20 protein-coding genes are annotated in these 21,996 nt (G+C 72.4%); 7 read left to right on the top strand and 13 right to left on the bottom strand.

Annotated features, from left to right (window positions below; all coding sequences use genetic code 11):
• The first annotated feature begins 313 nt into the window (after positions 1 to 313).
• Positions 314 to 1,537 carry a PucR family transcriptional regulator gene (locus tag DEJ49_RS30305; RefSeq protein WP_150187054.1) on the top strand — a complete coding sequence of 408 codons (1,224 nt, stop codon included), beginning with the start codon at positions 314 to 316 and terminating at the stop codon, positions 1,535 to 1,537.
• Positions 1,538 to 1,542: 5 nt separating this feature from the next.
• Here DEJ49_RS30305 and DEJ49_RS30300 read toward each other — a convergent pair whose 3' ends face one another.
• On the bottom strand, positions 1,543 to 2,298 hold the full coding sequence (locus DEJ49_RS30300) for a DUF4239 domain-containing protein (RefSeq protein ID WP_150187053.1): 756 nt from the start codon (positions 2,296 to 2,298) through the stop codon (positions 1,543 to 1,545).
• Entirely contained in the window at positions 2,295 to 2,918 is a 624-nt protein-coding gene (locus DEJ49_RS30295; RefSeq protein ID WP_150187052.1) for a hypothetical protein, read from the bottom strand. The genes DEJ49_RS30300 and DEJ49_RS30295 overlap by 4 nt, the downstream gene beginning before the upstream one ends.
• Positions 2,919 to 3,227: 309 nt before the next feature.
• On the opposite strand from DEJ49_RS30295, the gene DEJ49_RS30290 reads away from it, so the two are divergent.
• Entirely contained in the window at positions 3,228 to 3,881 is a 654-nt protein-coding gene (locus DEJ49_RS30290; RefSeq protein WP_150187051.1) for a hypothetical protein, read from the top strand.
• Between the two features lie 7 nt (positions 3,882 to 3,888).
• Here DEJ49_RS30290 and DEJ49_RS30285 read toward each other — a convergent pair whose 3' ends face one another.
• Together DEJ49_RS30285 and DEJ49_RS30280 are read right to left on the bottom strand one after the other, a co-directional pair.
• A complete protein-coding gene (locus DEJ49_RS30285; protein WP_150187050.1) occupies positions 3,889 to 4,362 on the bottom strand; it encodes a hypothetical protein in 474 nt (157 codons plus the stop codon).
• 18 nt (positions 4,363 to 4,380) lie between these two features.
• Entirely contained in the window at positions 4,381 to 5,961 is a 1,581-nt protein-coding gene (locus DEJ49_RS30280; RefSeq protein ID WP_150187049.1) for a hypothetical protein, read from the bottom strand.
• Positions 5,962 to 6,680: 719 nt separating this feature from the next.
• Between DEJ49_RS30280 and DEJ49_RS30275 the strand changes: the two genes are divergently transcribed.
• The gene (locus tag DEJ49_RS30275) at positions 6,681 to 7,307 is read left to right on the top strand and encodes a hypothetical protein (protein WP_150187048.1); all 627 of its coding nucleotides are present in this window, start codon (positions 6,681 to 6,683) and stop codon (positions 7,305 to 7,307) included.
• Between the two features lie 59 nt (positions 7,308 to 7,366).
• On the opposite strand, the gene DEJ49_RS30270 is transcribed toward DEJ49_RS30275, so the two are convergent.
• Positions 7,367 to 8,536, bottom strand: a complete 1,170-nt coding sequence (locus DEJ49_RS30270) for a glycerate kinase (RefSeq protein ID WP_150187047.1) — start codon at positions 8,534 to 8,536, stop codon at positions 7,367 to 7,369.
• Positions 8,537 to 8,692: 156 nt separating this feature from the next.
• Here DEJ49_RS30270 and DEJ49_RS30265 point away from each other — a divergent pair, with 156 nt between their 5' ends.
• Positions 8,693 to 10,417 (top strand): BCCT family transporter, encoded by a 1,725-nt coding sequence (locus DEJ49_RS30265; protein WP_150187046.1) that lies wholly within the window; start codon positions 8,693 to 8,695, stop codon positions 10,415 to 10,417.
• Between the two features lie 76 nt (positions 10,418 to 10,493).
• Entirely contained in the window at positions 10,494 to 10,994 is a 501-nt protein-coding gene (locus DEJ49_RS30260; RefSeq protein ID WP_150187045.1) for an NUDIX domain-containing protein, read from the top strand.
• Positions 10,995 to 11,027: 33 nt separating this feature from the next.
• Here DEJ49_RS30260 and DEJ49_RS30255 read toward each other — a convergent pair whose 3' ends face one another.
• The 7 genes from DEJ49_RS30255 to DEJ49_RS30225 all read right to left on the bottom strand — a co-directional run bounded on the left by DEJ49_RS30255 (position 11,028) and on the right by DEJ49_RS30225 (position 19,016).
• On the bottom strand, positions 11,028 to 11,531 hold the full coding sequence (locus DEJ49_RS30255) for a methylated-DNA--[protein]-cysteine S-methyltransferase (RefSeq protein WP_150187044.1): 504 nt from the start codon (positions 11,529 to 11,531) through the stop codon (positions 11,028 to 11,030).
• Positions 11,532 to 11,554: 23 nt separating this feature from the next.
• Positions 11,555 to 13,072 (bottom strand): AlkA N-terminal domain-containing protein, encoded by a 1,518-nt coding sequence (locus tag DEJ49_RS30250; RefSeq protein ID WP_150187043.1) that lies wholly within the window; start codon positions 13,070 to 13,072, stop codon positions 11,555 to 11,557.
• Between the two features lie 73 nt (positions 13,073 to 13,145).
• On the bottom strand, positions 13,146 to 13,667 hold the full coding sequence (locus tag DEJ49_RS30245) for an O-acetyl-ADP-ribose deacetylase (RefSeq protein ID WP_150188570.1): 522 nt from the start codon (positions 13,665 to 13,667) through the stop codon (positions 13,146 to 13,148).
• A 5-nt stretch (positions 13,668 to 13,672) separates the two neighbouring features.
• The gene (locus tag DEJ49_RS30240; protein ID WP_150188569.1) at positions 13,673 to 15,085 is read right to left on the bottom strand and encodes a phytoene desaturase family protein; all 1,413 of its coding nucleotides are present in this window, start codon (positions 15,083 to 15,085) and stop codon (positions 13,673 to 13,675) included.
• A gap of 98 nt (positions 15,086 to 15,183) precedes the next feature.
• Positions 15,184 to 16,011 (bottom strand): inositol monophosphatase family protein, encoded by an 828-nt coding sequence (locus DEJ49_RS30235; protein ID WP_150187042.1) that lies wholly within the window; start codon positions 16,009 to 16,011, stop codon positions 15,184 to 15,186.
• A 139-nt stretch (positions 16,012 to 16,150) separates the two neighbouring features.
• On the bottom strand, positions 16,151 to 18,004 hold the full coding sequence (locus DEJ49_RS30230; protein WP_150187041.1) for a gamma-glutamyltransferase family protein: 1,854 nt from the start codon (positions 18,002 to 18,004) through the stop codon (positions 16,151 to 16,153).
• Positions 18,005 to 18,065: 61 nt separating this feature from the next.
• On the bottom strand, positions 18,066 to 19,016 hold the full coding sequence (locus DEJ49_RS30225) for a MerR family transcriptional regulator (protein ID WP_150187040.1): 951 nt from the start codon (positions 19,014 to 19,016) through the stop codon (positions 18,066 to 18,068).
• A gap of 99 nt (positions 19,017 to 19,115) precedes the next feature.
• Between DEJ49_RS30225 and DEJ49_RS30220 the strand changes: the two genes are divergently transcribed.
• Complete coding sequence (locus tag DEJ49_RS30220) at positions 19,116 to 19,760, top strand: RNA polymerase sigma factor (RefSeq protein WP_150187039.1); 645 nt, start codon at positions 19,116 to 19,118, stop codon at positions 19,758 to 19,760.
• Positions 19,761 to 19,813: 53 nt separating this feature from the next.
• Positions 19,814 to 20,554 (top strand): SDR family NAD(P)-dependent oxidoreductase, encoded by a 741-nt coding sequence (locus tag DEJ49_RS30215; protein WP_150187038.1) that lies wholly within the window; start codon positions 19,814 to 19,816, stop codon positions 20,552 to 20,554.
• Between the two features lie 24 nt (positions 20,555 to 20,578).
• On the opposite strand, the gene DEJ49_RS30210 is transcribed toward DEJ49_RS30215, so the two are convergent.
• Positions 20,579 to 21,955 carry a cryptochrome/photolyase family protein gene (locus tag DEJ49_RS30210; protein WP_150187037.1) on the bottom strand — a complete coding sequence of 459 codons (1,377 nt, stop codon included), beginning with the start codon at positions 21,953 to 21,955 and terminating at the stop codon, positions 20,579 to 20,581.
• Positions 21,956 to 21,996: the final 41 nt, after the last annotated feature.

Below are 21,996 nucleotides of genomic sequence, written 5' to 3'. Positions count from 1 at the left end.
GCGCCGGCCCGCACCGCCGCCGTGCCCGGCCGCGTCCGCACCACCCCTGTCCTCCGCAATCGAGCCGCCCACGTACCGCCCCCCTCGTCCCGTACGGCACGTCCGCCGTCGTGTGGCGCTCACCCCAGCACCGCGGGGGCCGCCCGTCCACGGGCAGTGGGGGAAACGCTGCGGGAGACCACCGGGGGCGCCCCGCCGTTGTGCATGGGCACAACACCGCGTGTCAGGGGCCTGCCGGAGGGGGCGGAGCGATGGCATCCTCCCCAGCAGCGCCGTGCCGACGGCGCCCTGGCGCGCGGCGACGGGGGGAACGATGAGCGGGCTCGCGAACGGACGCAGGCCTCGGACCGGACACGACTGGAAGCTCCTCAAGGAGGCGTGCACCGCGCTGCTGCCGCGCCTGCCCGAGCTGGTCGACCAGCATCTGCGGCAGCTCGGCGAGCATTCGTCGGTGTACGGGAGCGTCCTGCCGTACGACGTGCAGTGGCGGGAGGCCGAGGAGGCCATGCGGATCGGCATCGAGGCCATCTCGGCCCCGCGGGCCTCGCCGCGCCGCGACCTGGAGTACGCGGAGGAGGCGGGCCGGCGCCGTGCCCAACAGGGGCTTCCGCTCGACCTGTTGGTGCACTCGTACCGCAACGCGGGCTACCTCGTGTGGGACTCGCTCCTGGAGGGCACCGCGGGCAAGGACCCGGAGAAGCTCGCGGTCCTGATGCGCTCGGCGACGATGGTGTGGTCGGCGGTGGACGCACAGGCCGCCGTGGCGTCCGACGCGTACCGCGCGACGGAGCTGGAGTTGCGGCGGCGCACGGACGAGCAGCTGCAGGCGCTGCTCGACGCCCTCCTGGAGGGCCGGTCGGCGCCGGGCCTCGCCGCGCGGGCCGCCGCCGGTCTCGACCTGCCCGAGCACGGCCCGTACGCGGTGATCGTGCTCCGCGCGGAGCGGCGCGACGGGCGCGAGGCGTTCCACCGGCAGATCCAGCGGGCGGGGTTCCGGTTCGTCTGGCGGATGCGGACGGACTGCGAGGTCGGCGTGGTCGCGCTCGGCGCCGACGAGGGTCTCGACGGTCTGGCCCGGCTGCTCGACGGGCGGTGCCCCGGACCCGGCGGCATCAGCCCCGTCGTGGCCGGACTCGCCGAGCTCGGCCACGCCCGACGGCTCGCGGAGCTCGCGCTGCGCACGTGTCCGCCGGACGCGACCGGCATCGTCCGCCTGGACCAGCGGATGCCGACGGCCCTCGTGGTCAGCCAGCCGGAGCTGGCGGGGCGGCTCGTGTCGGAGGTCCTCGGCGAGGTCCTCGCGCTCGAACCGGCCGACCGGGCCGTGCTGTTGGAGACGCTGGACGCCTGGCTGGCCTGCGAGGGTTCGGCGGGCCGTGCGGCCGGTCGCCTGTACTGCCACCGCAACACCGTCTTCAACCGCCTGCGCCGCCTGGAGCAGCTGACCTCGCGCTCCCTGGCCCGCCCGCGGGACCTGGTGGAGGTGTCACTCGCGGTGGAGGCGCACCGGCTCGCGCAGCGGCAGGTCACACATTGACCAGCTCATGCACTGATCAGGTCCTGGAAAGCGGTCGTCGTCTCCGTCGCCGTCCTGCCGAACGGCGCGTCGAAGTTCCAGACCAGGAAGAGGAGGAAGGCGATCAGGGCGCTGAAGGTCCCGGCGAGCAGCAGTTCCCTGGAGGAGCGTCTGATCTGCAGCGTGAAGATCAGTCCGACGGTGACGAACGCCCCCGCGACGAGGCCGAACCAGACCACGCCGGGCAGCGTCTCCTCCGCGTTGTCGGCCCGCGCCCTGCGCGCCTCGTCGGCGGCGGCCACCTGGTCGAGCAACGGCTGGTAGGTCTGCGCCTCCAGTTCGCTGGCGGGCGGGCGCCGCGCGATGTCCCGGCGCAGGGTGTCGAGGAGTTCACCGCCCCGGTCCGTGAGCTGATGCTCCTCGATCATGTGCGGCCACTCGACGGTGGTGACGTGCTCGCTGTACCGCCGTACGTCGTCCTCGACGCGTTCGCGCGCGTCCGCCGGGTAGACCTGCACGCGCCTGCTGATCTCGTGCAGGGCCTGCGCCTCGTCGCGGGTGCCGTCCTGGGCGGCGCCGCGGGCCTCCCAGACACCGGCGATGGCGAGACCGAGGACGATCGCGTACACGACGCCGACCATCATGACCATGTACTCCAGGACGTCCGGCGTCTCGCTGGTGTCGTCGTCCTCGGGCACCCTGCGATGTCTGATCACGGTCACGGCCAGCACGATCGCGCAGGCAAGCACCATGGCAAGACCGAGTACGAACCATTCCGTCACGAGGGGCCTCCGGAGGGCGGGGTGGGGCGGGAACGGGCGCCGGACGCACCGGACACGGCGGAGCGGGAGCGCGGGCGCAGTAGCGCCGCGGCGAGGACCGCGGGTGTGGTGACGACCATCGTCGTGGTGACCATGGACCGCCCGCCCTCACGCTCGCGCTCCTCGGCGGGCCGGTAGCCGGGCGCCGAGAGGGCGGGCCGGGGCGGCGGGCCGGGCGCGGGGTGCGCGGAGCGGGGGCGGGACTCCAGGCGTACGGGGACGTGGAGTTCGCGGATGCGGGGCGCGGTGCGGGGCGGTGGGCCGGTGGGGGGCGCCGGGGGCCTGGCCGGGCGGGGGGCCGCTTTCGCGGGCGGGGCAGGCGGCGCGTCGAGGCCCGGCCGGGCATGCAGCTCGGGCACGACATCGGTGCCGACGGCGGTACCGGCGTCGGTACCGATGTCGTCGGGGGCACCCGGGTGGTCCTCGCGGCAGATCTCGAGCCGCTCCGAGAGGACCACGCCGAGCGCCCCCGCGTACGTGTCCACATGCGCGCCGACCTGCGCGTCGACGGTCAGCCCCGGCACCGGGCACAGGCTCACGACGATGCCGAGACCACCGCCGAGCCGCACCCACCCGGTCAAGATCGACTCCTTCTCACGTAGAGAAGAAACGATCACGTTCCCGGTTCGACACGGGTGATCGGAACGCGGTGGCGCCGTGAGCGGTTGAGCCGAGGCGCGGACACGCACGCTGCCTTGTTGGTTACGAGGCGCCGACGGGGGCCATCGGCATGTGAGCGGCGCCATGGCGCAGTCTGTATCCGCACCGTCGACCGGCACGCGAACCGCCGCTAGGCTCCACGTATCGACAATACGGGGCGCTCTCTCAAACGCCGGCTCACGATTGCCATCGCGACCGGCGCATTCATCAGCCTGGTCTTCGCCGTCGGGTTGGTTTTCTGGCATGGCGCGGCGACGAAAGCCGTCGGCGCCGAGGCGTACAAGGCGTTGTTGCAGTTCTTCTTGGTCGCCGTGCTCGGTGGTGGCGTCTCACTCACCTATCAGGCGTTCAACCGGGAAGCCGACCGGCGGACAGAGCGGCTCCGGCAGGAGGAGGAACACGCCGAGGCCCTCCGTAAGACCTGGCAGCGCTATCTGGGCGAACTCATCGCCCACTACAACACAGTGAAACGGTCCCGGCGGCTGCTGCGCGCCTCGGCATTGACCAGTGGGCCGATCCACCTCGACCGGCGGGTGCGTATCGCCCGGTACGACGAGTTGCTGCAGGCTGTCCTGGACGCGCAGTTGGCCCTGGAAACGATGGCACGAACCATGAGTGTCGAGGGCGGGCTCTTTGAGGCGGACCCAGAACTCATCACCTCGTTCAACAAGGCAGAGGCCTATCTCCGATCATTGATCACCGAGTACGAGGACGTCATGCCGCGAGTCGACGGGACAGAGGTCGACCTGCGCGCGATGCCCGAACTGGCCGACTTCATCGGGCCTTACGCCGAATCGGCCCGGTTCCGACACGAGTTCGTGCATCCGGCCCATGCGGCCATGGCCGCTCTCGAACGGCTCATCGTAGGACCAGTACCGGAATGAACGCCGGTCAGCTCGCAGAGTGCGCGGAGCCGCCGTCTTCTACTCCCCCGCCTTCGCTTCCCTCCTCGATGCGGATGTTGATCACTTGGCCGTGCTCGGATCTCCGCAGTGCGGACGGGTTGCTGCGTTCCACTTCAGCGAAATGATCGATGGCCAATCGGAGTTCCTCGTCGAGGAATTCGGCAAGCTTGCCCAGTGAGTTGAGGTAGACGTGCGGAGGGTGGTCACGCCTGCTGTGGACGTGCATCCGAACGGCGTCCGCGGAACGCCGGACCGCCACCAGTTTCCTGGTCATCACGCTGATCAGCTCGGGAGTAACGGCCCGCCCCGCCAACCCCTCCACTTCCCTCCGGAGTGCCTCGATCCTCGCCACGATGCTGAAGGCCTCTCCCTGAAGCACCTCGATCTCCTCCGTCACTGCGAGGAGTTCCTCGAGTTCACTCCTGACGTGCGCCGCGACGGTGGCGAGTGGCCCGGCCATGCCGACTCGGAGGAGTGGTCAGGAGAGCTTGCCGAGGATCCAGGTCCTGAGCAGTGTGGCGTGCTGGCACGCGGCTCGTACGTCGGTACTCGTGGCGCCGGGCCGAAGCGCCTCGTCCAGCGTGGCCGCGAGCTCGGCCAGGAGCTTTATGGATGTGCTCCGGTATACGCCATCAGATCTCAGCGTATGGACCAGACGAAGCCGAAGAGCCTCGGTGTGTGCTGCCAGGGTCACCGGATCCGGCGCGTCCAACTGGACGACGCGCAACTCCGCGAGCAACTCGTTCCAAGGCTCCGCCTCATCCGCGACATGGTCCGCGGACGACGGTCGTACGGAGTCCGGGGCGCGGCGATCGTCCAGGCTGACCACGTTACCGACGATGAGCGACTCGGGCAGCATGAGCGGATCCTCCCGAGTGAAGTCCGCATCTTCTCCGACGAGTTGAGTTGCCGCTCGTGCCGCGAGCCAGAAGAACCAGGTTCGGGACTCAGGCGTGAGCAGGCGGTCTCGGCCGGTGAGGAGGAGCGCGACGGCGGTGAGGCACAGCAGCCGCTGCTGCTTCCAGAGGGGAAGAATGCCCCGCCCTTGCGCCCACTCGACGGTGGCATGGTGCACCCCGGCCCCAGTGGCCCGCAGCGGCCGAGGCCACGCGGGATCCGGCCGTCCGGCGGGATCGAGCACCCAATGCTGCAGCGCCTCACGGGAGCGGAAGTCCAGGTCGGGCAGGAACTTCGCGACCGTGGTCAGCGTGAGGTAGACAGGGTCCCAGGACAGCGGCCCTGACGCGGAGTACCGGGCCAGGTCCACCAGAAAGTACGAAAGGCCTCCCGTTGCCGTACTGACCAACACGTTTCCCGGGTGCAGATCCCCGTGTGTTTTGCCGCGCATGATGATCATTTTGGGCAGTTGGGAACCGAGGGATGCTCGCGCGCCAAGGGCGAACGGGTTGATCAGCCGTTGGCCACCGTGACTGAGCCACGTCCGGGGCTCGACGAGGAGCCCTTCGTGCCGAGAAGCCCACGCGGCGATCGTCCCCCCGGGAGCGATGCGCTGTCCGAGCAATTCGTCGAAGACGACGCCGATGTCCTGCGGCAGCGAGCCCGAATGCTCCGAATGCGTGTTCCACTCGTCCAGCAGGGAGGAAGCGATGTGTCGGCACGCGGCGACGGGATCGAGACTTTCGATGAGCGCCTTGTCGAGTTGCTGCGTCTCGTCGAAGCCACCCCCCACCACCCTTTGGAATATGATGGATCCGCCGTTGTCCAGCTGGATCATGTCGTCCAGCAGCTCAGCAAGGTGTTCCTCCGCGAAGCGCGGTGAGTCCCTGGACGAGTCCTTGTACGCCTGTTTATGAGCCTTGAACTCCTTGTCCCGGTTCCCCTTCTCGACGATTTTGATGATCACCCCGCTCGGATGGTCGAGGTAGTCCTGGAGATAGACGCCCAGCACCTGGGCCTCGGTGAAGCCCTCACCGGTCCAGCCCGCGGGTGTGACTGTTGCGGTTTGCCGCTCCAGCCAACGGGCGAGTGCCTGCTGAGCCTTCGCCGATCTCACCTGTTCCAGGACCTGCTCGGTGGGCGTGAGGTTCGTCCGCTTCACGGGAATCTCCTGGCGTCGATGTCAACCGCGGCACCACAAACGTAACGAGGAACGCGGTACCCGTCCTCCGGATCGGTGCCAAACCATCCTGACCCGTACGCCTGCAGTGCCCAGCCGAACAGCGAACGACGTCACTCGTGATCCTTTTGTTCGTGTATGAGGCAACGTCATGCCTCTGTCCGCTCTGCGCAATGCTGGTGGTGTGGTGACCAGGGGAGGACCGGCAACACATGAGCACGAGCACGCCGTGGCATGAATTACTGGAGCGGGTACGCCGACACGACGGGGACGGGCGGTGGAGGGACTTCCGGACAGCCCTGAGCGCCTTCGGAGCGGCGGGACCCAGCTTCCAGGCGCTGGACAGCGCGGCTGAGGAGATTGCCGGATCGGGGCTGATCCCCGGGGTGGGGGCCTCGCCGGAGATGTCCACCTGGCTCAGCGTGGTGAGCACCAGGCCGCACTGCGCAGACCGACAGCCACCATGGAAGTACGTGGAACTTCTGGTCTCCGCCTGGTCCGTGTGCCACCGACAGCGGTCACACGAGACGCAGGACCTGCTGCGTGGCTGGGCAAGCGCCTACCGGGCCTGCGGCGGCGACCCCCGACCGGATGTCCCGGCGTGCACCCCGTCCGGCCGTGACGAAACCGACCTGAGGCGTTCGGCGAACTCTTCCGGCCGACGCTTGCGGAAGGGCTTCGCGGCAACCGGGGTCACGCTGTTGACGGCGCTCGCCGTCTCGGTGGTCATGTGGTTCGCGGTGGTCCGCCACGACAACTCTCCGGGCGAGCAGCGGGCCGCTGATCCCGGCCGGCACTCCACCCCGCCGAAGATGGCATCAGCGTCGACCGACTCCAAGCCGACCCACCCCTCGCCCATCACCCCAAAGACCGCGACGGCCGCTGCGCCCACCCCTTCGGCTCCGTCATCGTCCTCGCCCCACCGCCCCACTGCGACGCCCCCTCCCGACCGCAGTCCCGCCACCTCCGAACCGGTGACGGTGACAGTGGCGAACCGGGTGACCGACGGGGCGACACAGATGCGGGAGGACACCGACCATCCCGCCTACCTGTCCACGATCGCGGAGAAGAAGTGCAAGGCGCACCGACCGGCCTGCAACGTACCCGGTGATCTCGCGTCCGGGGACCACCTGACCGCCGTGTGCCGAACCACCGGGGAGCGGGTCACCAATGGCCAGGACGAAAACACGGTCGACGATGCCAACCCCGGCCTCGACGAAAGCACCGTCTGGTACCGGCTGCGTGCGGCCGACGGCCGGAGTGGATATCTCTCCGTTGTCTGGCTCATCCCGGACCACCGCGACGGACTCGGCCTCCCCGACTGCTGAGAGCCTGTGTCATACCCCCCGAGCCCAGGCCAGGCCCGCGCCTGGGCTCGTGTCCGCCCTCAGACCAGGAAGTCGCGGGCGATGCCCTCCGCCACCGTCTCCAGGATCGGGCCCGCCTCGGCGATGCACCGCGCCACGTCCGGCTCGACGTCGGTCAGGGCGTACGCGCGGCGGATGCCCGCCTTGCCGAGGACTTCCGGGGCGAGCGCGAGGCGGCCGCAGACCGCGACCACTTCGATTCCGGCGGCCCGCGCGGCGGCGGCCACGCCCGCCGGTGCCTTGCCGTGCAGGGTCTGCTCGTCGAGCGAGCCCTCACCGGTGATGACGAGCGTCGCCCGCTCCAGGGCGGGCGCGAAGCCGAGCACGTCGAGCATGACCTCGATGCCGGGCCGGAAGCCCGCGCCGAGACCGACCAGCGCGCCGTACCCGATGCCGCCCGCGGCGCCGGCGCCCGGCGACTGCGCGTACTCCGCGGCCTTCGGGCCGATCGTCTTCTCCAGGACCGTGGCGTAGTGGGCGAGCGCGGCGTCCAGCGCGGCGACGTCCGCGGGCTCGGCACCCTTCTGCGGTCCGTAGACGGCCGGGGCGCCCTTCGGGCCGGTCAGCGGGTTGTCGACGTCGCTGGCGAGGACGATCTCGACGTCCTTCAGACGTGGGTCGAGGCCCGACAGGTCGGCGGTCGCCAGGTCCTTCAGCGGGCCGCCGCCGGGCGCGACGGGCTCGCCGTCGGCGTCCAGGAACCGCGCGCCGAGCGCGGCCAGCATGCCGGCGCCGCCGTCGGTCGTGGCGCTGCCGCCGACGCCGAAGACGATGGTGCGGGCGCCCGCGTCGAGCGCCGCGCGGATCAGCTCTCCGGAGCCGTACGTCGTGGAGGTGAGAGGCGCGAAGACGCCCTCGGGGAGCAGCTGGAGGCCCGACGCCTCGGCCATCTCCACCACGGCGGTGCCGTCCTTCAGCGCGTAAGCCGCCGTCACCGCGTTGCCGAGCGGTCCCGTGACGCGCACCTCGCGGCGCTCGAAGCCGCCCGCGACGGCCGCGGCGACCGTGCCGTCGCCGCCGTCGGCGACCGGCAGCGCCTCGACCGTGACGCCGGGGGCGACCCGGTGCAGCCCGGCCGTCACCCGCTCGGCGACCTGCACGGCCGTGAGCGATCCCTTGAACTTGTCCGCGGCGATGAGCACGCGCTGCGCCTGCTGCTCGTGTCCCGCCCTGCTTGCAGCGTCCGCCACCTTGCATTCCCCTTGCTTTCCGGGCCTTGCTCGCGTCAAGGCAGTCGCGCCGCTGCGACCATAACCGCAGACAGGGGCCGCTGCCCATGGTCGCCGGGACGTGAGACGGCGTGGCCCGTCGGAAAATCCCCCGATATCGCACCATAGTGGTGCGCCATGAGTACGGAAATGATCGATCAGCCCCGTCCTGGTGACGGTCCGACGGGCCCTCCCCCGGGCGGTCCGGACTCCGCGGAAGGATCGCCTCCGGACGGCACCCCCGACTACCTCGTCGTCGGTGTCGGCGTCGCCGCGGTGCTCGGGGTGGTGGCCTGGGCGGCGCTCGGCAAACACTCCTTCGACCGCGCCTCCGACAGCGCGCTCGGCTGGGTCCTCGACAACTTCGCCTGGCTCTTCGTGATCGCCGCGGACGTCTTCCTCGTCCTGTGCGTGGGCCTGGCGCTGAGCCGCTTCGGCCGGATCCGTCTCGGCACGGACGACGCGCGGCCCGAGTTCACGAACCTCGCGTGGATCGCGATGATGTTCAGCGCGGGCATGGGCATCGGCCTGATGTTCTACGGCGTCGGCGAGCCCCTGACCCACTACCTGGACCCCCCGCCGTCCTCGACCGCCGGACCCCGCTCCGGCGGCGCGGCCCGCACCGCCCTGGAGTACTCCTTCTTCCACTGGACGCTGACGCCCTGGGCGATCTACGGCATCGTCGGCCTCGCCCTCGCCTACGCGGGCTTCCGCAAGGGCCGCGGCAACCGGCTCAGCTCCGTCTTCGTACCGCTCATCGGCGCGCGGCGGGCGGCGGGCCTGCCCGGCAGGATCATCGACCTGCTCGCGGTCTTCGCCACCGTCTTCGGCACGGCCACCAGCCTCGGCGTCGGCGCGCTCCAGGTCGCCACGGGACTCAACCTCACGACGGGCGTGGAGAGTTCGACCACCCTGCAGCTCATCATCATCGTCTCCCTCGGCGCCGCCTTCGTGCTGTCGGCCTTCTCCGGGGTGCACAAGGGCGTGAAGTGGCTCAGCACCCTCAACATCGTGCTGGCCGCCTGCCTGATGCTGTTCGTCTTCGTCCTCGGGCCGACCGTCTACATCCTGGACGCCATCCCGGCGAGCGTCGGCGGCTACCTCCACCAGCTGCTCCCGATGGCCTCGCGCACCGGCGCCTTCACCGACAGCGGCTGGCTCGGCTCCTGGACGGTCTTCTACTGGGCGTGGTGGCTGTCCTGGGCCCCCTTCGTCGGCACGTTCATCGCCCGTATCTCGCACGGCCGGACGATCCGCGAGTTCCTGATCGGCGTGCTCCTCGTGCCGAGCGGCGCGACCGTCGTCTGGTTCTGCGTGATGGGCGGCACCGGCATCAGGCTCGACGCGACCGGCAAGGTCGACATGGCGGCGAAGGTCGAGGAAGGGGCGGAGTCCTCGCTCTTCGCGATGCTGGACGCGCTGCCGCTCGGCACGGTCACCTCGTGGGTCGCGATGCTCCTCGTGATGACGTACTTCGTCACGAGCGCCGACTCCGCGTCGCTGGTGATGGGCTCGCTCAGCAGCCGCGGCTCCCTGCACCCCCCGACCTGGCTGGTCGTCACGTGGGGCGTCCTCATGGCGGCGGTGGCCGCGGTGCTCCTGGTCGCGGGCGGTCTCGACTCGCTGCAGAGCGCGACGATCCTGGTGGCGCTGCCGTTCGTCGTGGTGATGCTGACGCTGTGCTGGGCGCTCCTGAAGGAGCTGCGCGGCGATCCGGGCGCGGGCCCCGCACGCGGCCAGGCGCTGCACGGGCTGCGGGACGCGGTGCGCACGATGGTCGGCGAGGCGATCACCGAGCAGGGCCCGGACCGGCACCCGCGGCTCCGCCGGATCGCCAGGTCCCGCGGTCAGGACGGCGACTGACGAGGGCCGCCCCGCGCGTCGCGACGTCCTCCCGGCCGACCGGGACCCGACCGACGCCCCCGGCTACCCTTCCCCCGTGACCATCCAGGACTACACCACGTACATCGCCGGGCTCCCCCGCGTCCTCGTCGGGGCCGCCGCGCTCTTCCGGGACGCCGAGGGCCGGGTCCTGCTCGTCGAGCCCAACTACCGCGAGGGGTGGGCGCTGCCGGGCGGGACCGTGGAGTCGGACACGGGCGAGACGCCCCGGCAGGGGGCGCGCAGGGAGACCGTCGAGGAGATCGGGCTCGACGTCGGACTCGGCCCGCTGCTCGCGGTGGACTGGGTGCCGCCGGGCCCCCTGCGACCGCGGCCCCCGCTGGTGGCGTACCTGTACGACGGCGGGGTGCTCGGCGCCAAGCAGCTGGAGTCGATCACGCTGCAGGAGGAGGAACTCCTGTCCTGGCGGCTCGTGGCTCCGCAGGAGCTCGCGGAGTACCTGCCGAGCGAGCTGGGGCGCCGGGTGGCGGCCGCGCTGGACGTACTGGCGCACGGAAACGGCCCCGCGGAGCTGGAGGACGGCCACCGGGTCGGCTGACGCGCCCTAAGACGGGTCTCCGGGTCGGGCGGCTCAGAACAGCGCGTTCTCGGGCGTCCTGCCCGCCCCTCGCTCGAAGGTCAGGAGCCGCTGCTTGCGGTCGAGGCCGCCGCCGTAGCCGGTGAGGCTGCCGTTGGCGCCGATGACGCGGTGGCAGGGCACGATGACGCCGATGGGGTTCTTGCCGTTGGCGAGGCCGACCGCGCGGGAGGCGCTCGGCTTGCCGAGGGCTTCGGCGAGTTCGCCGTACGTGCGGGTCTCGCCGTACGGGATGCGGCGCAGCTCGTCCCAGACCAGCCGCTGGAACGGCGTGCCGTCGAGGCGCAGCGGCACGTCGAACTCCGTCAGCTCCCCGGCGAAGTAGGCCTCAAGCTGGCCGATCGCCGCGCCGAAGGGCGCCGGGTCGCGGTCGCCGAAGGTCTCATCGGCCGGGCGGTGCCGTTGCTCGGTCATGTAGAGACCGCTGAGGACGCCGTCGGTGGCGACGAGGGTGAGGGGCCCGTAGGGGCTGTCGATGAGGGTGTGCAGGCGTTCCATGACTACATTCCTTGGCAGGTCCGTCACGCGGGGATGAAGTTGATCGGGTGGGCGTCGGTGGCCCACAGGTACTGCACCGCGTACGCCCGCCAGGGCCGCCACGCGGCGGCGCGCGCGGTGAGGGCGGCGGGGGTGTGCGGGAGCCCCAACTCCTGTGCGGCACGCCGGATGCCGAGGTCGGAGGGGAGGAACGCGTCCGGGTCGCCGAGCGCGCGCATCGCGATGACCTCGACGGTCCAGGGGCCGAAGCCGGGGAGCTCGGTGAGACGGGCGCGGGCTTCGTCCCAGTCGCTCTCCGGGCCGAGGCGGAGACTGCCGTCGGCGAGGTGCTCGACCAGTGTCGTGAGGGTGGTGCGGCGGCTGCGGGGCAGGGCGAGGGTCTCGGGGTCGAGCGCGGCGAGCTCGTCCGGGGTGGGGAAGAGGTGCGTGAGCCCGCCGTCGGGGTCCTCGACGGGGCGCCCGTGCGCGGTGACGAGGCGGGCGGCGTGGGTACGGGCGGCCGCGGTGGAGACCTGCTGGCCCAGGACGGCCCGTACGGCGAACTCGGCCTCGTCGACGGTACGCGGCACACGCCGCCCCGGAGCCTTGTCGACGAGCGGCGCGAGCAGCGGGTCGTCCCTCAACTGGCCGTCTACGGCGGCCGGATCGGCGTCCAGGTCGAGCATGCGGCGGCACCGGCTGATGGCGATGGTGAGATCGCGCAGATCGGTGAGGGAGAGCCGGCAGGCGATGTGGTCGGGGTGCGGGGTGAGCGCGACGATGCCGTGCCCGTAGGGAAGGCTGAGCGTCCTGCGGTACGCCCCGTCCCGCCACTCCTCGACGCCGGGCACGGCGGTGGCGATGAGGTGCCCGAAGAGGTTGTCGGGATGGAGCGGCGCGCGGAACGGCAGGCGCAGGGCGAGGGTGCCGCCCGCGGGGCCGGGCGTGCCAGACACGGTACTGCCGCGGACGTCGCCGTCCGCGGCGGCGGGCAGGCGTTTCGGCACACGCGCTCGCAGCTCGCCTGGGGAGAGCGCGAAGACCTCGCGGACCGTGTCGTTAAACGTGCGGATCGAGGCGAAGCCCGCCGCGAAGGCGATCTCCGCCATGGGCAGGGTGGTCGTCTCGATGAGGAGGCGGGCCGTCTGGGCGCGTTGGGCCCGGGCCAGGGCGAGGGGGCCCGCGCCGAGTTCGGCGCGCAGGTGGCGTTCGACCTGCCGGGTGCTGTAGCCGAGGCGGGTCGCGAGGCCGGGGACACCGTCGCGGTCGACGACGCCGTCACCGATCAGACGCATCGCGCGGGCGACGAGGTCGGCCCGCTGGTTCCACTCGGGAGAGCCGGGGCTGCTGTCCGGCCGGCACCGCTTGCAGGCGCGGAAGCCGGCCTGCTGGCAGGCCGCGGCGCTCGGGTAGAACGTCATGTTCTCGGGCTTGGGCGGCACGACAGGGCAGCTGGGACGGCAGTAGATCCGCGTGGTGACGACGGCCGTGAAGAACCAGCCGTCGAATCGGGCGTCCTTCGACTGAACGGCGCGTACACAGCGCTCTGTGTCGGTGTGCATGCCCCCAGCTTCGCGGATCGCACCCGGCCGCGGCTGGCGGAAATCCGACATCGACGTCGCCCTGCCGGGCGCGCTACCGCTCCACGGCCGCCGCGAACGCGTCGTACGCCTCCTGCCCGAACAGCACGAACCGCACCTCGTCGAAGCGTTCCGGATCTGCCGTCTCCCGTACCGTCGCGACGGCGATGCGCGCCGCGTCCGCGAGCGGCCAGCGGTAGACGCCCGTGGAGATCGCGGGGAACGCGACCGTACGCGCCCCGAGCTCGGCGGCGACCCGCAGCGACTCGCGGTGGCAGGACGCCAGGAGCTCGGAGCGGTCCTCCGTGGCGGACCAGACCGGACCGACGGTGTGGATCACGTGCCGCGCGTCGAGCCGCCCCGCCGTGGTCGCGACGGCGCGGCCGGTGGGCAGCCCCTTGCCGTAGTGGGAGGCGCGCAGGCGGCGGCAGTCGGCGAGGATGTCGGGCCCGCCGCGCCGGTGGATGGCGCCGTCGACCCCGCCGCCGCCGAGCAGCGACGAGTTCGCCGCGTTGACGATGGCGTCGGCGTGCTGCGCGGTGATGTCGCCCTGGATCAGCGTGATGGGCACGGTCACGGGTGTCACGGGCTGCTCCTGAGCATGCGCCACACGGCCTTCGCGGCGTTGTGCCCGGACATGCCGTGCACACCGGGTCCCGGAGGCGTCGCGGACGAACAGATGAAGACCGCGGGATGCGGTGTCGCGTACGGGAAGAGGGAGAGCTTGGGGCGCAGCAGCAGCTGCAGTCCGCTCGCGGCGCCGCAGGCGATGTCACCGCCCACGTAGTTCGCGTTGTGCGCGGCGAGTTCGGGCGGGCCGGCCGTGGCGCGGGCGAGGACGCGGTCGCGGAAGCCGGGGGCGAAGCGCTCCAGCTGCCGCTCGATGGCGTCGGTCAGGTCGCCCCGCCAGCCGTTGGGCACGTGCCCGTAGGCCCAGAAGACGTGCTTGCCCGCCGGGGCGCGGGAGGGGTCGACGACGCTGGGCTGCACGGTGATCAGGAACGGCGCGTCCGGCGCCCGCCCCTCGCGCGAGGCGGCGCGCAGCGCGGCGCCGATGTCCTTGCTGCCGGGACCGATCTGCACGGTTCCCGCGGTCTGCGGCTCCTCCGCGGTCCAGGGGACGGGCCCGTCGAGCGCGTAGTCGATCTTGAAGACGCTCGCGCCGTACCGGTACCCCTCGTACGCGCGGCCGAGCCCCGCGATCCTGGCGAGGGCGGTCGGCGAGGTGTCGAAGACGTAGGCGCGGGCGGGCGGCAGGTCGTCGAGCCGCTTCACTTCGTAGTCCGTGTGGACGGAGCCGCCGAGGTCCTTCAGGTACGCGGCGAGCGCGTCGGAGATCGACTGCGAGCCGCCGCGCGCCAGGGGCCAGCCGCGGGCGTGCGCGGCCAGCGCGAAGACCATGCCGACGCCGCCCGTGACGATGCCGTCGAGCGGCGCGATGACGTGCGCGACGAGCCCCGCGAACAGCGCGCGGGCCCGGTCGTCGCGGAAGCGCCGCATCAGCCACGTCGACGGCGGCAGTCCGGCGAGTCCGAAGCGGGCGAGGGTCACGGGGTCGCGCGGCAGCGAGCTCATCGGCAGGGACATGAAGTCCTGGAGGAGCGTGTCCCACTTGGGCAGGAAGGGCTCGATCAGCCTGCGGTACGCCCCCGCGTCGCGCGGCCCGAAGGAGGCGGCGGTCTCGGCGACGGAGCGGGACAGGACGGCGGCGGTGCCGTCCGGGAAGGGGTGGGCCATGGGGAGCGGGGGCTGGAGCCACTCCAGTCCGTACCGGTCCAGGGGCATGCCGCGGAACGCCGGGGAGTTGATGCCCAGGGGGTGGGCGGCGGAGCAGGGGTCGTGCCGGAATCCGGGGAGCGTCAGCTCCTGCGTGCGCGCGCCGCCCCCGACGGTGCTCCTGGCCTCGAAGACGGCCACGGAGAAGCCGCGGCGGGCCAGCTCCACGGCAGCGGTCAGCCCGTTCGGTCCCGCCCCCACGACGACGGCGTCAAGCATCGACGGCACCCGGACTCCTTTGTCAGCCGACGGCCTCTGCCGCCCAGGATAGGACGGACGACCTGCACCCTCCCTTGAGCCCCTCCCGGGCGCGGGGCTCAGACGCCGGCCGCGAGGAGCGCTGCGATCCGGCGGGCCGTGGCGGCGTCGCGGGCCGCGGTGAACGGCAGGGCGTTGCCCCCGCCTATCCGGAACGGCTCCCCCGTGAGCGTCAGGTCGGCGCCGCCGGCCTCCGCGACGAGCAGCAGCCCCGCGGCGTGGTCCCAGGCGAGCTCCCACGAGAACGCGATGGCGTCCAACTCCCCGCGGGCGATGGCGAGATACTCCAAGCCCGCCGATCCGCAGGGCCTCGGCCGCACGCCGTCGGTCACGAGCCCCAGCAGGGCCTGCTTCTGCTCCTCCGTGGTGAAGTCCGGGTGCGAGGTCGCCACGTCCAGGTCGGCGCCGGGTGCGGGTGCGCCCGCCACCAGCCGCTGTCCGTTCAGCCACGCGCCCCGGCCGCGGACCGCGACGGCCATCTCGTCCAGCATCGGCGCGTACGTCCACGAGGCCTGGACCTCGCCGCCCACCGCGAGGGCGACGAGCATGCAGAACCCCGGGTTCCCGTTCACGAACTGCCGGGTTCCGTCCACGGGGTCGACGATCCAGACGGGCGCGTCTCCCCGTATCGCCTCGTACCGCGAGGGATCCGCATGCACCGCTTCCTCACCGACGACCACCGAGCCGGGGAGCAGGGCGGCGAGGTCGACGGTCAGCTGCTCCTCCGCGCGGCGGTCGGCGACCGTCACCATGTCGTGCGGGCCGCTCTTCTCCACGATGTCGCCCTCGGCGAGCTGCCGGAAGCGGGGGGTGACCTCCGCGGCGGCGGCCTTCCGGAGGGCTTCCTCCACGTCGCGTACGCCGTGCGTCAAAAACTCTTCGATCATGCCTCCCATGAGAGCACGCTCCACTGACATCCCGTACGCCCCCGCCAAACGCGACGTTAACCCCCGGGAAACCCCTGGCGCGGGCCTCCCCGGGGGGGCGGCTTGTGGGCGCCCCCGCCAGACCCCCCGTCAGAGCTGATCACCGCCCCACCGCATACCCCTGCATCCCTCGCGCGTTCGCCCCCGCCGACAACACCCCGGACCCCGGCTCCCGCGCCACCGCGCACAACCGCCCCTCCGACCACGCACCCCCGACCACCACCACGTGCCCCCTGCGGCGCAGCTCCTCGACCACCTCAGGCGGCATGCGGGACTCCACCGTCAGGCTGCCCGCCCGCATCTCGCGGGGGTGGAACGAGCCGGGGAACGCCTCCGTGTGCCAATTGACAGCGTCGATCGCACCCTGCAGGTCGAGCCCGCCGCGCACCGCGTCCCGCATGACCACCCCCAGGAAGAAGTGGACCTGCCACTGGTCCTGCTGGTCTCCCCCGGGCGTACCGAAGGCCAGCACAGGCACCCCGTCCTTGAGCGCCATCGACGGGGACAGCGTCGTGCGCGGGCGCCTGCCCGGCGTGAGGGAATTAGGGAGACCCTCCTCCAGCCACGTCATCTGGAGCCGCGTACCGAGCGGAAAGCCGAGTTCGGGCACGACGGGATTGGACTGCAGCCAGCCACCACTCGGCGTCGCGCTCAGCATGTTCCCCCAGCGGTCGACGATGTCGATGTGACACGTGTCGCCGCGGGTCCCCCCGTCCCCGGCCACGGTCGGCTCCCCCGCCCCCGCCATCGCCGTACCGCCCCACGCGTCCGCCCCCGGCGTGTCCCCCGCCGCCACCGCGAGCGCGTGCGCGGAGAGCCGCGGCTCGCGCCCGCCGGGCGCGCCGGGCCGCAGGTCGCGCGACGCCTTCTCCCCGACGAGCCGTCGCCGCTCCGCGTTGTACTCCGCGGACAGCAGCTCACCCACGGTCACGCCATCCGCCGCACCGGGAGCCGCCCCCGCGTCCCCGTACCAGGCCTCCCGATCCGCCATGGCCAGCTTGCAGCCCTCGACCAGGAGGTGGACGTACTCGGCGGATCCGTACTCCGGAAGCTCCGCCACGCTCGCCGGCAGCAGCGCGAACTGCTGCAGGAACGCGGGCCCCTGGCTCCACAGACCCGCCTTGCACAGGGTCCAGCCGTTCCAGTCGTACGTGACGGGCGCCTCGTACGACGCCTCCCACCCGCGCAGGTCATCCGCCGAGAGCGTGCCCACGTGCCGCTCGCCGCTCGTGTCCAGGGTCGGCCGCCCGGCCTGCCGTACGAGCGCCTCGGCGATGAATCCGTCACGCCACACGGCCCGCGCGGCCTCGATCTCCGCCACACGCGACGCACCACCCCCGCCACCGGCCGCTGCCTCCGCCTCCGCTATCAACCGCCGCCACGTCGCGGCGAGCGCGGGATTGCGGAAGAGCTCGCCCGGCCGCGGGGGCGTGCCGCCGGGCAGATAGACCTCGGCCGAGGACGGCCACTCCCGTTCGAAGAGTTCCCGCACCGTCTCCACGGTCTCGCAGACACGCTCCACGGGCGCGTGCCCGTCCTCCGCGTACCCGATCGCGTACTTCAGGACGTCCGCGAGGGACTTCGTGCCGTGGTCCCGCAGGAGCAGCATCCACGCGTCGAAGGCGCCCGGCACGGCCGCGGCGAGCGGCCCGGTGCCGGGTACCAGGTCGAGACCGAGCGACCGGTAGTGCTCCACGGTCGCACCGGCGGGCGCGACGCCCTGGCCGCACAGGACACGCACCTCGCCCCCGGCGGGCGCGAGGATGACCGGCACCTCGCCCGCGGGCCCGTTGAGATGCGGCTCGACCACATGCAGGACGAACCCGGCGGCGACGGCGGCGTCGAACGCGTTGCCCCCGTCCTCCAGGACGGCCATCGCGGACTGCGAGGCGAGCCAGTGCGTGGACGACACCATGCCGAAGGTGCCCTGGAGGGTGGGACGCGTCGTGAACATGATCGGCAGGCTAACTCCCGCAGCCACACGGGTCGACCGGTCACGCCACGGGCACCGGCGGTCACCCCCCGAAAAGCGACTCGATCCGATCCGCCGCCGTCCGTAGACCCGTCAGCCGTTCCACGCCGGGTCCGTACGTCCCCACCCCCGGCGACCACCCGGGCCCCGCGACCAGAACGGCCGGGTGTGTCCGGGCGCCCCGCACGCCCCACTCCGCCTCCGTGATCAGACGTACCAGCGCGCGGTCCGCGGTGTTGCGGGAGTGCGCCCAGAGAACCACCGCCGAGGGGCCAATGCGCCGGACCGCCTCGTACAGCGCCTCGGCGGGCAGCGCGGCGCCGAACATCCGTGTGGACACGCCCCGTTCACCGAGGACGGCGACGAGCGCCTCCAGCGGAAGGGTGTGCTGCTCCCCCGGTACGCACGTGAGCAGTACGGGCCCGGTGGGCGTCGACGCCGACGTGCCGCGCATGTTCCGGGCGAGCCGCAGGGAGGAGGAGACGTGCCAGGAGAGGAGGTGCTCGACCTCCACGTACCGCTCGCCGGACGACGCCCACTTGCGTCCGATCGCGTGCAGGGCGGGTGCCATGACCTCCTCCCAGCCCGTGGTGTAGCCGTACTCCCCCACGGTGGTGGCCAGTTGGGTCTCGACGGCGGGGGCGTCGAGCCGCACCGCCGCCCTGGCGAGGCCCCGGCACTCCTGGCGTACGTTGCCGAGCGAGAGGGCGGCGGAGTCGCCGCGGCGGCGCTGGCGCGGGAGCTCGACGGGCGTCTCCTGCAGCGCCGCGCGCGCGGCCTCGGCGGGCGGTACGCCCAGCGCGGTCAGCCGGCACATCTCTTCCACGCGCCCCACGTCGGCGGAGCTCCAGCGGCGGTGGCGGCCCTGCTGACGGTCGGCGGGGCCGATGCCGTAGCGCCGCTCCCAGGAGCGGAGCGTCGTCGGTGCGACGCCCAGCCTGCGGGCGACGGTTCCTGTGGTCAGCGCGGTGCCGGACGTCGGTGCAGCTGTCATCCCGCGACGATACGACGCACAATCGCTGCAAGTTGTCGCCTCTCACGGACTGTCACCAATCTGGGGTCAACTCCGGTCCCTGTACGAGGAGTACGTGCCATGGCGACGGTAGAATTCCCCTTCCCTCATGCCTCGCAGACCCCCGAAGAACCGTCCGAACCCCCGGCCCCCGGACATCCGCTCAGTGACGATCAGCTCGCCGCGGCCTATCTCCGCTGGGGCCGCCTCGTCCACCGGCTCGCCAGGCGCGCCCTGGGCGACGGGCCCGACGCGGAGGACGTGACGCAGCAGGTGTTCCTCGCCGCGTGGCGCGGCCGACGCGGGTACCGGCCCGGCGCGGGCGGCCTGGCCGGCTGGCTGGTCGGCATCACACGGCACAAGGTCGCCGACGCGCTCGCGGCGCGGGCGCGGCGTGCCGTGCTCCTGGCCGCCGTGGGTGCCCGACAGGAGATACCGCCCGTCGGCGGGCCGGGGCCCGAGCAGGTGCTCGACCGGGTCCTCGTCCAGCGCGAGCTCGCGCTCCTGCCCCCGCCCCAGCAGCTGGTGCTGCGGTTGGCGTTCTACGGCGACCTGTCGCAGTCGCAGATCTCGGAGCGGACCGGTCTGCCGCTGGGCACGGTCAAGAGCCATACGCGGCGCGGACTGCGGGCGCTGCGCGAAGGGTTGACGTCGGCGGGTCCGTCGCGGCCCGATGGACCCGAGCCGGTCCGCGGCGAGCGCATCCGATCCGCACGGTCGGCGTGAAGTACCGGGCATCTCCTCAACCACTCAACCTCTTGCCCTCTGGAGGAAGACGAATGGACATCTCGGGTGCCCGCGTTCTCGTGGTCGGCGCCACCGGCGTTCTGGGCGGCCTCATCGCGTGCGCGCTGGCGGAGCGCGGCGCGCTGCCCGCGCTCGCCGGTCGCAACCCCGTGCGCCTGGCCGCTCTCGCGCGCGACCTCGGAGGCCCGCCCGCCCGGTGCTTCGAGGCGTGCGACCTGGACCAGTGCTCCGCGCTCGGGCCGTGGGCGGAGCGGGCGCTGTCTGGCCTCGACGGGGTGCTCGTGACGGTGGGGGCTGCCGCCTTCGGCGCGGTGGAGGACGTGTCGAACGCGATGGCGGGTCATCTGCTGACCGTCAACGCGCTGTGTCCCATGGCGGTGTTGAGGGGCGCGGCACCCGTGGTGGCGGACAAGGGGTTCCTGCTGGCGATGACGGGAGGGGTGCCGGAGCGGGCTCGTACGGACGCCACCGTCGACGTACCGCTGCCCATGGGACAGCCCGAGCGTCCCGACCGCCCGCACCCGCCCGCGCAGGCCGACCACATCGCGGGCACCGCGGACTACACCGCTTCCAAGGAGGCGCTGAGCGGCTGGCTGGGGGTGCTTGCCGAGGAGCTCGCACCGCGCGCCGTCACGGTCCTCGACATCCGCTCGCCGCATCTGGACACCGGGTTCACCGAGCGGTCCCTGACCGGGCAGGCGCCCGCCCTGCCGCCGGGGGCCGACGCGCTGAAGGCGGTGCACTTCCTGATGGACAGCATCGCCTCGGCCTGACCCCTCACTCGAAGAATCCGCGGGTCACTCGAAGAATCCGCGGGCCCGCCTGAACCGCTGCAGCCCCTCGGACAGTTCGACGATCGGCTCGGGGTAGTCGTACTCGGCCCGCGTCTTCTTCGGCAGCTTCCACGGTTCGTGGACCGCCGCGCCGCGCAGGCCGGCCAGTTCGGGCAGCCAGCGGCGTACGTACGTGCCGTCGGGGTCGTAACGCTTGCCCTGCAGCACGGGGTTGAGCACCCGGTTGGGGCGGCTGTCCGTGCCGGTCCCGGCCACCCACTGCCAGTTGAGCTGGTTGTTGGCGAGGTCGCCGTCGACGAGGAGCCGCTGGAAGTGGCGGGCGCCGACCCGCCAGTCGACGTACAGGGTCTTGGTGAGGAAGCTCGCGGTCAGGAGTCTGGCCCGGTTGTGCATCCAGCCCTCGTGCCGCAGCTGGCGCATGGCGGCGTCGACGACCGGGTACCCCGTGGCCCCGTCCTGCCAGGCGCGGACGTCGGCGTCCGCCGCCCTGCCGGAGCGCCAGCGGTCGCCGCGCGTGCGGTAGTCGGCGGTGGCCGCGCGCGGCCGGGCGGCGAGCACCTGGTGGTGGAAGTCGCGCCAGCACAGCTGCCGGACGAAGTCCTCGGCGCCGCCGGAGGACCGCCTGCGGGCGCCGTGGACGAGTTCGGCGCAGGACAGCGTGCCGAAGTGCAGATGCGGCGACAGCTTCGACGTGGCGTCGCCCGCCAGGTCGTCGTGGTTCTCCGTGTACTGGTCGATGCCGTCGCGCAGCCACGCCTTCCACAGGGCGCGGCCCCTGCTCTCGCCGCCCTCGGCGAGCCCCGGCGAGAGGCCGTCCATGCCCTCGCGGGAGGGGTACGGCTGTGAGTGGACGTGGTCCGGGACGCGCAGGCTGCGCGGGGCGGCGAGCACGGCCCGTACGCCCTCGGCGGTCCAGCGGCGGAAGTACGGGGTGAAGACGGCGAAGTGGTCGGAGTTGGCGGGGGTCACGGCGCCGGGGGCGACGGCGGTGACCACGGCGTCGTGGACGTACAGGCGGCGGCCGTCCCGTTCCAGGGCCTCGCGCAGTCGGCGTTCGCGGGCGTGCGCGTACCGGCTGACGCCTGCCGCCATGTGGACCTCGTCGGCGTCCGCCGCCTCGACGACCGACCGCACCTGTTCGACGACGTCGCCGGCGCGCACCACGAGCCGCCCGCCGCGCTCCCGCAGCTGCCGGTCGAGGTCGGCCAGACAGTCGGCGAGGAACGCCTCCCGGTTGGGGCCCGCGTCGCTCACGTCGGCGATGGCCCGGTCGCGGACGAAGAGCGGCACCACGGCGTCCGCCCCGGAGACGGCGGCACGCAGCGGCGGATGGTCGTGCACCCGCAGGTCAGAGGTGAACAGGACGACCGAGATGTGCATGGCGCGGACTCCAGGGGGCCGGGTGGTGCTTCCCCTGTTCT

Origin of the sequence: Streptomyces venezuelae (assembly GCF_008642335.1) — a bacterium.
Taxonomy (GTDB): Bacteria; Actinomycetota; Actinomycetes; order Streptomycetales; family Streptomycetaceae; genus Streptomyces; species Streptomyces venezuelae_F.
This window is presented reverse-complemented; position numbering and strand designations above follow the sequence as displayed.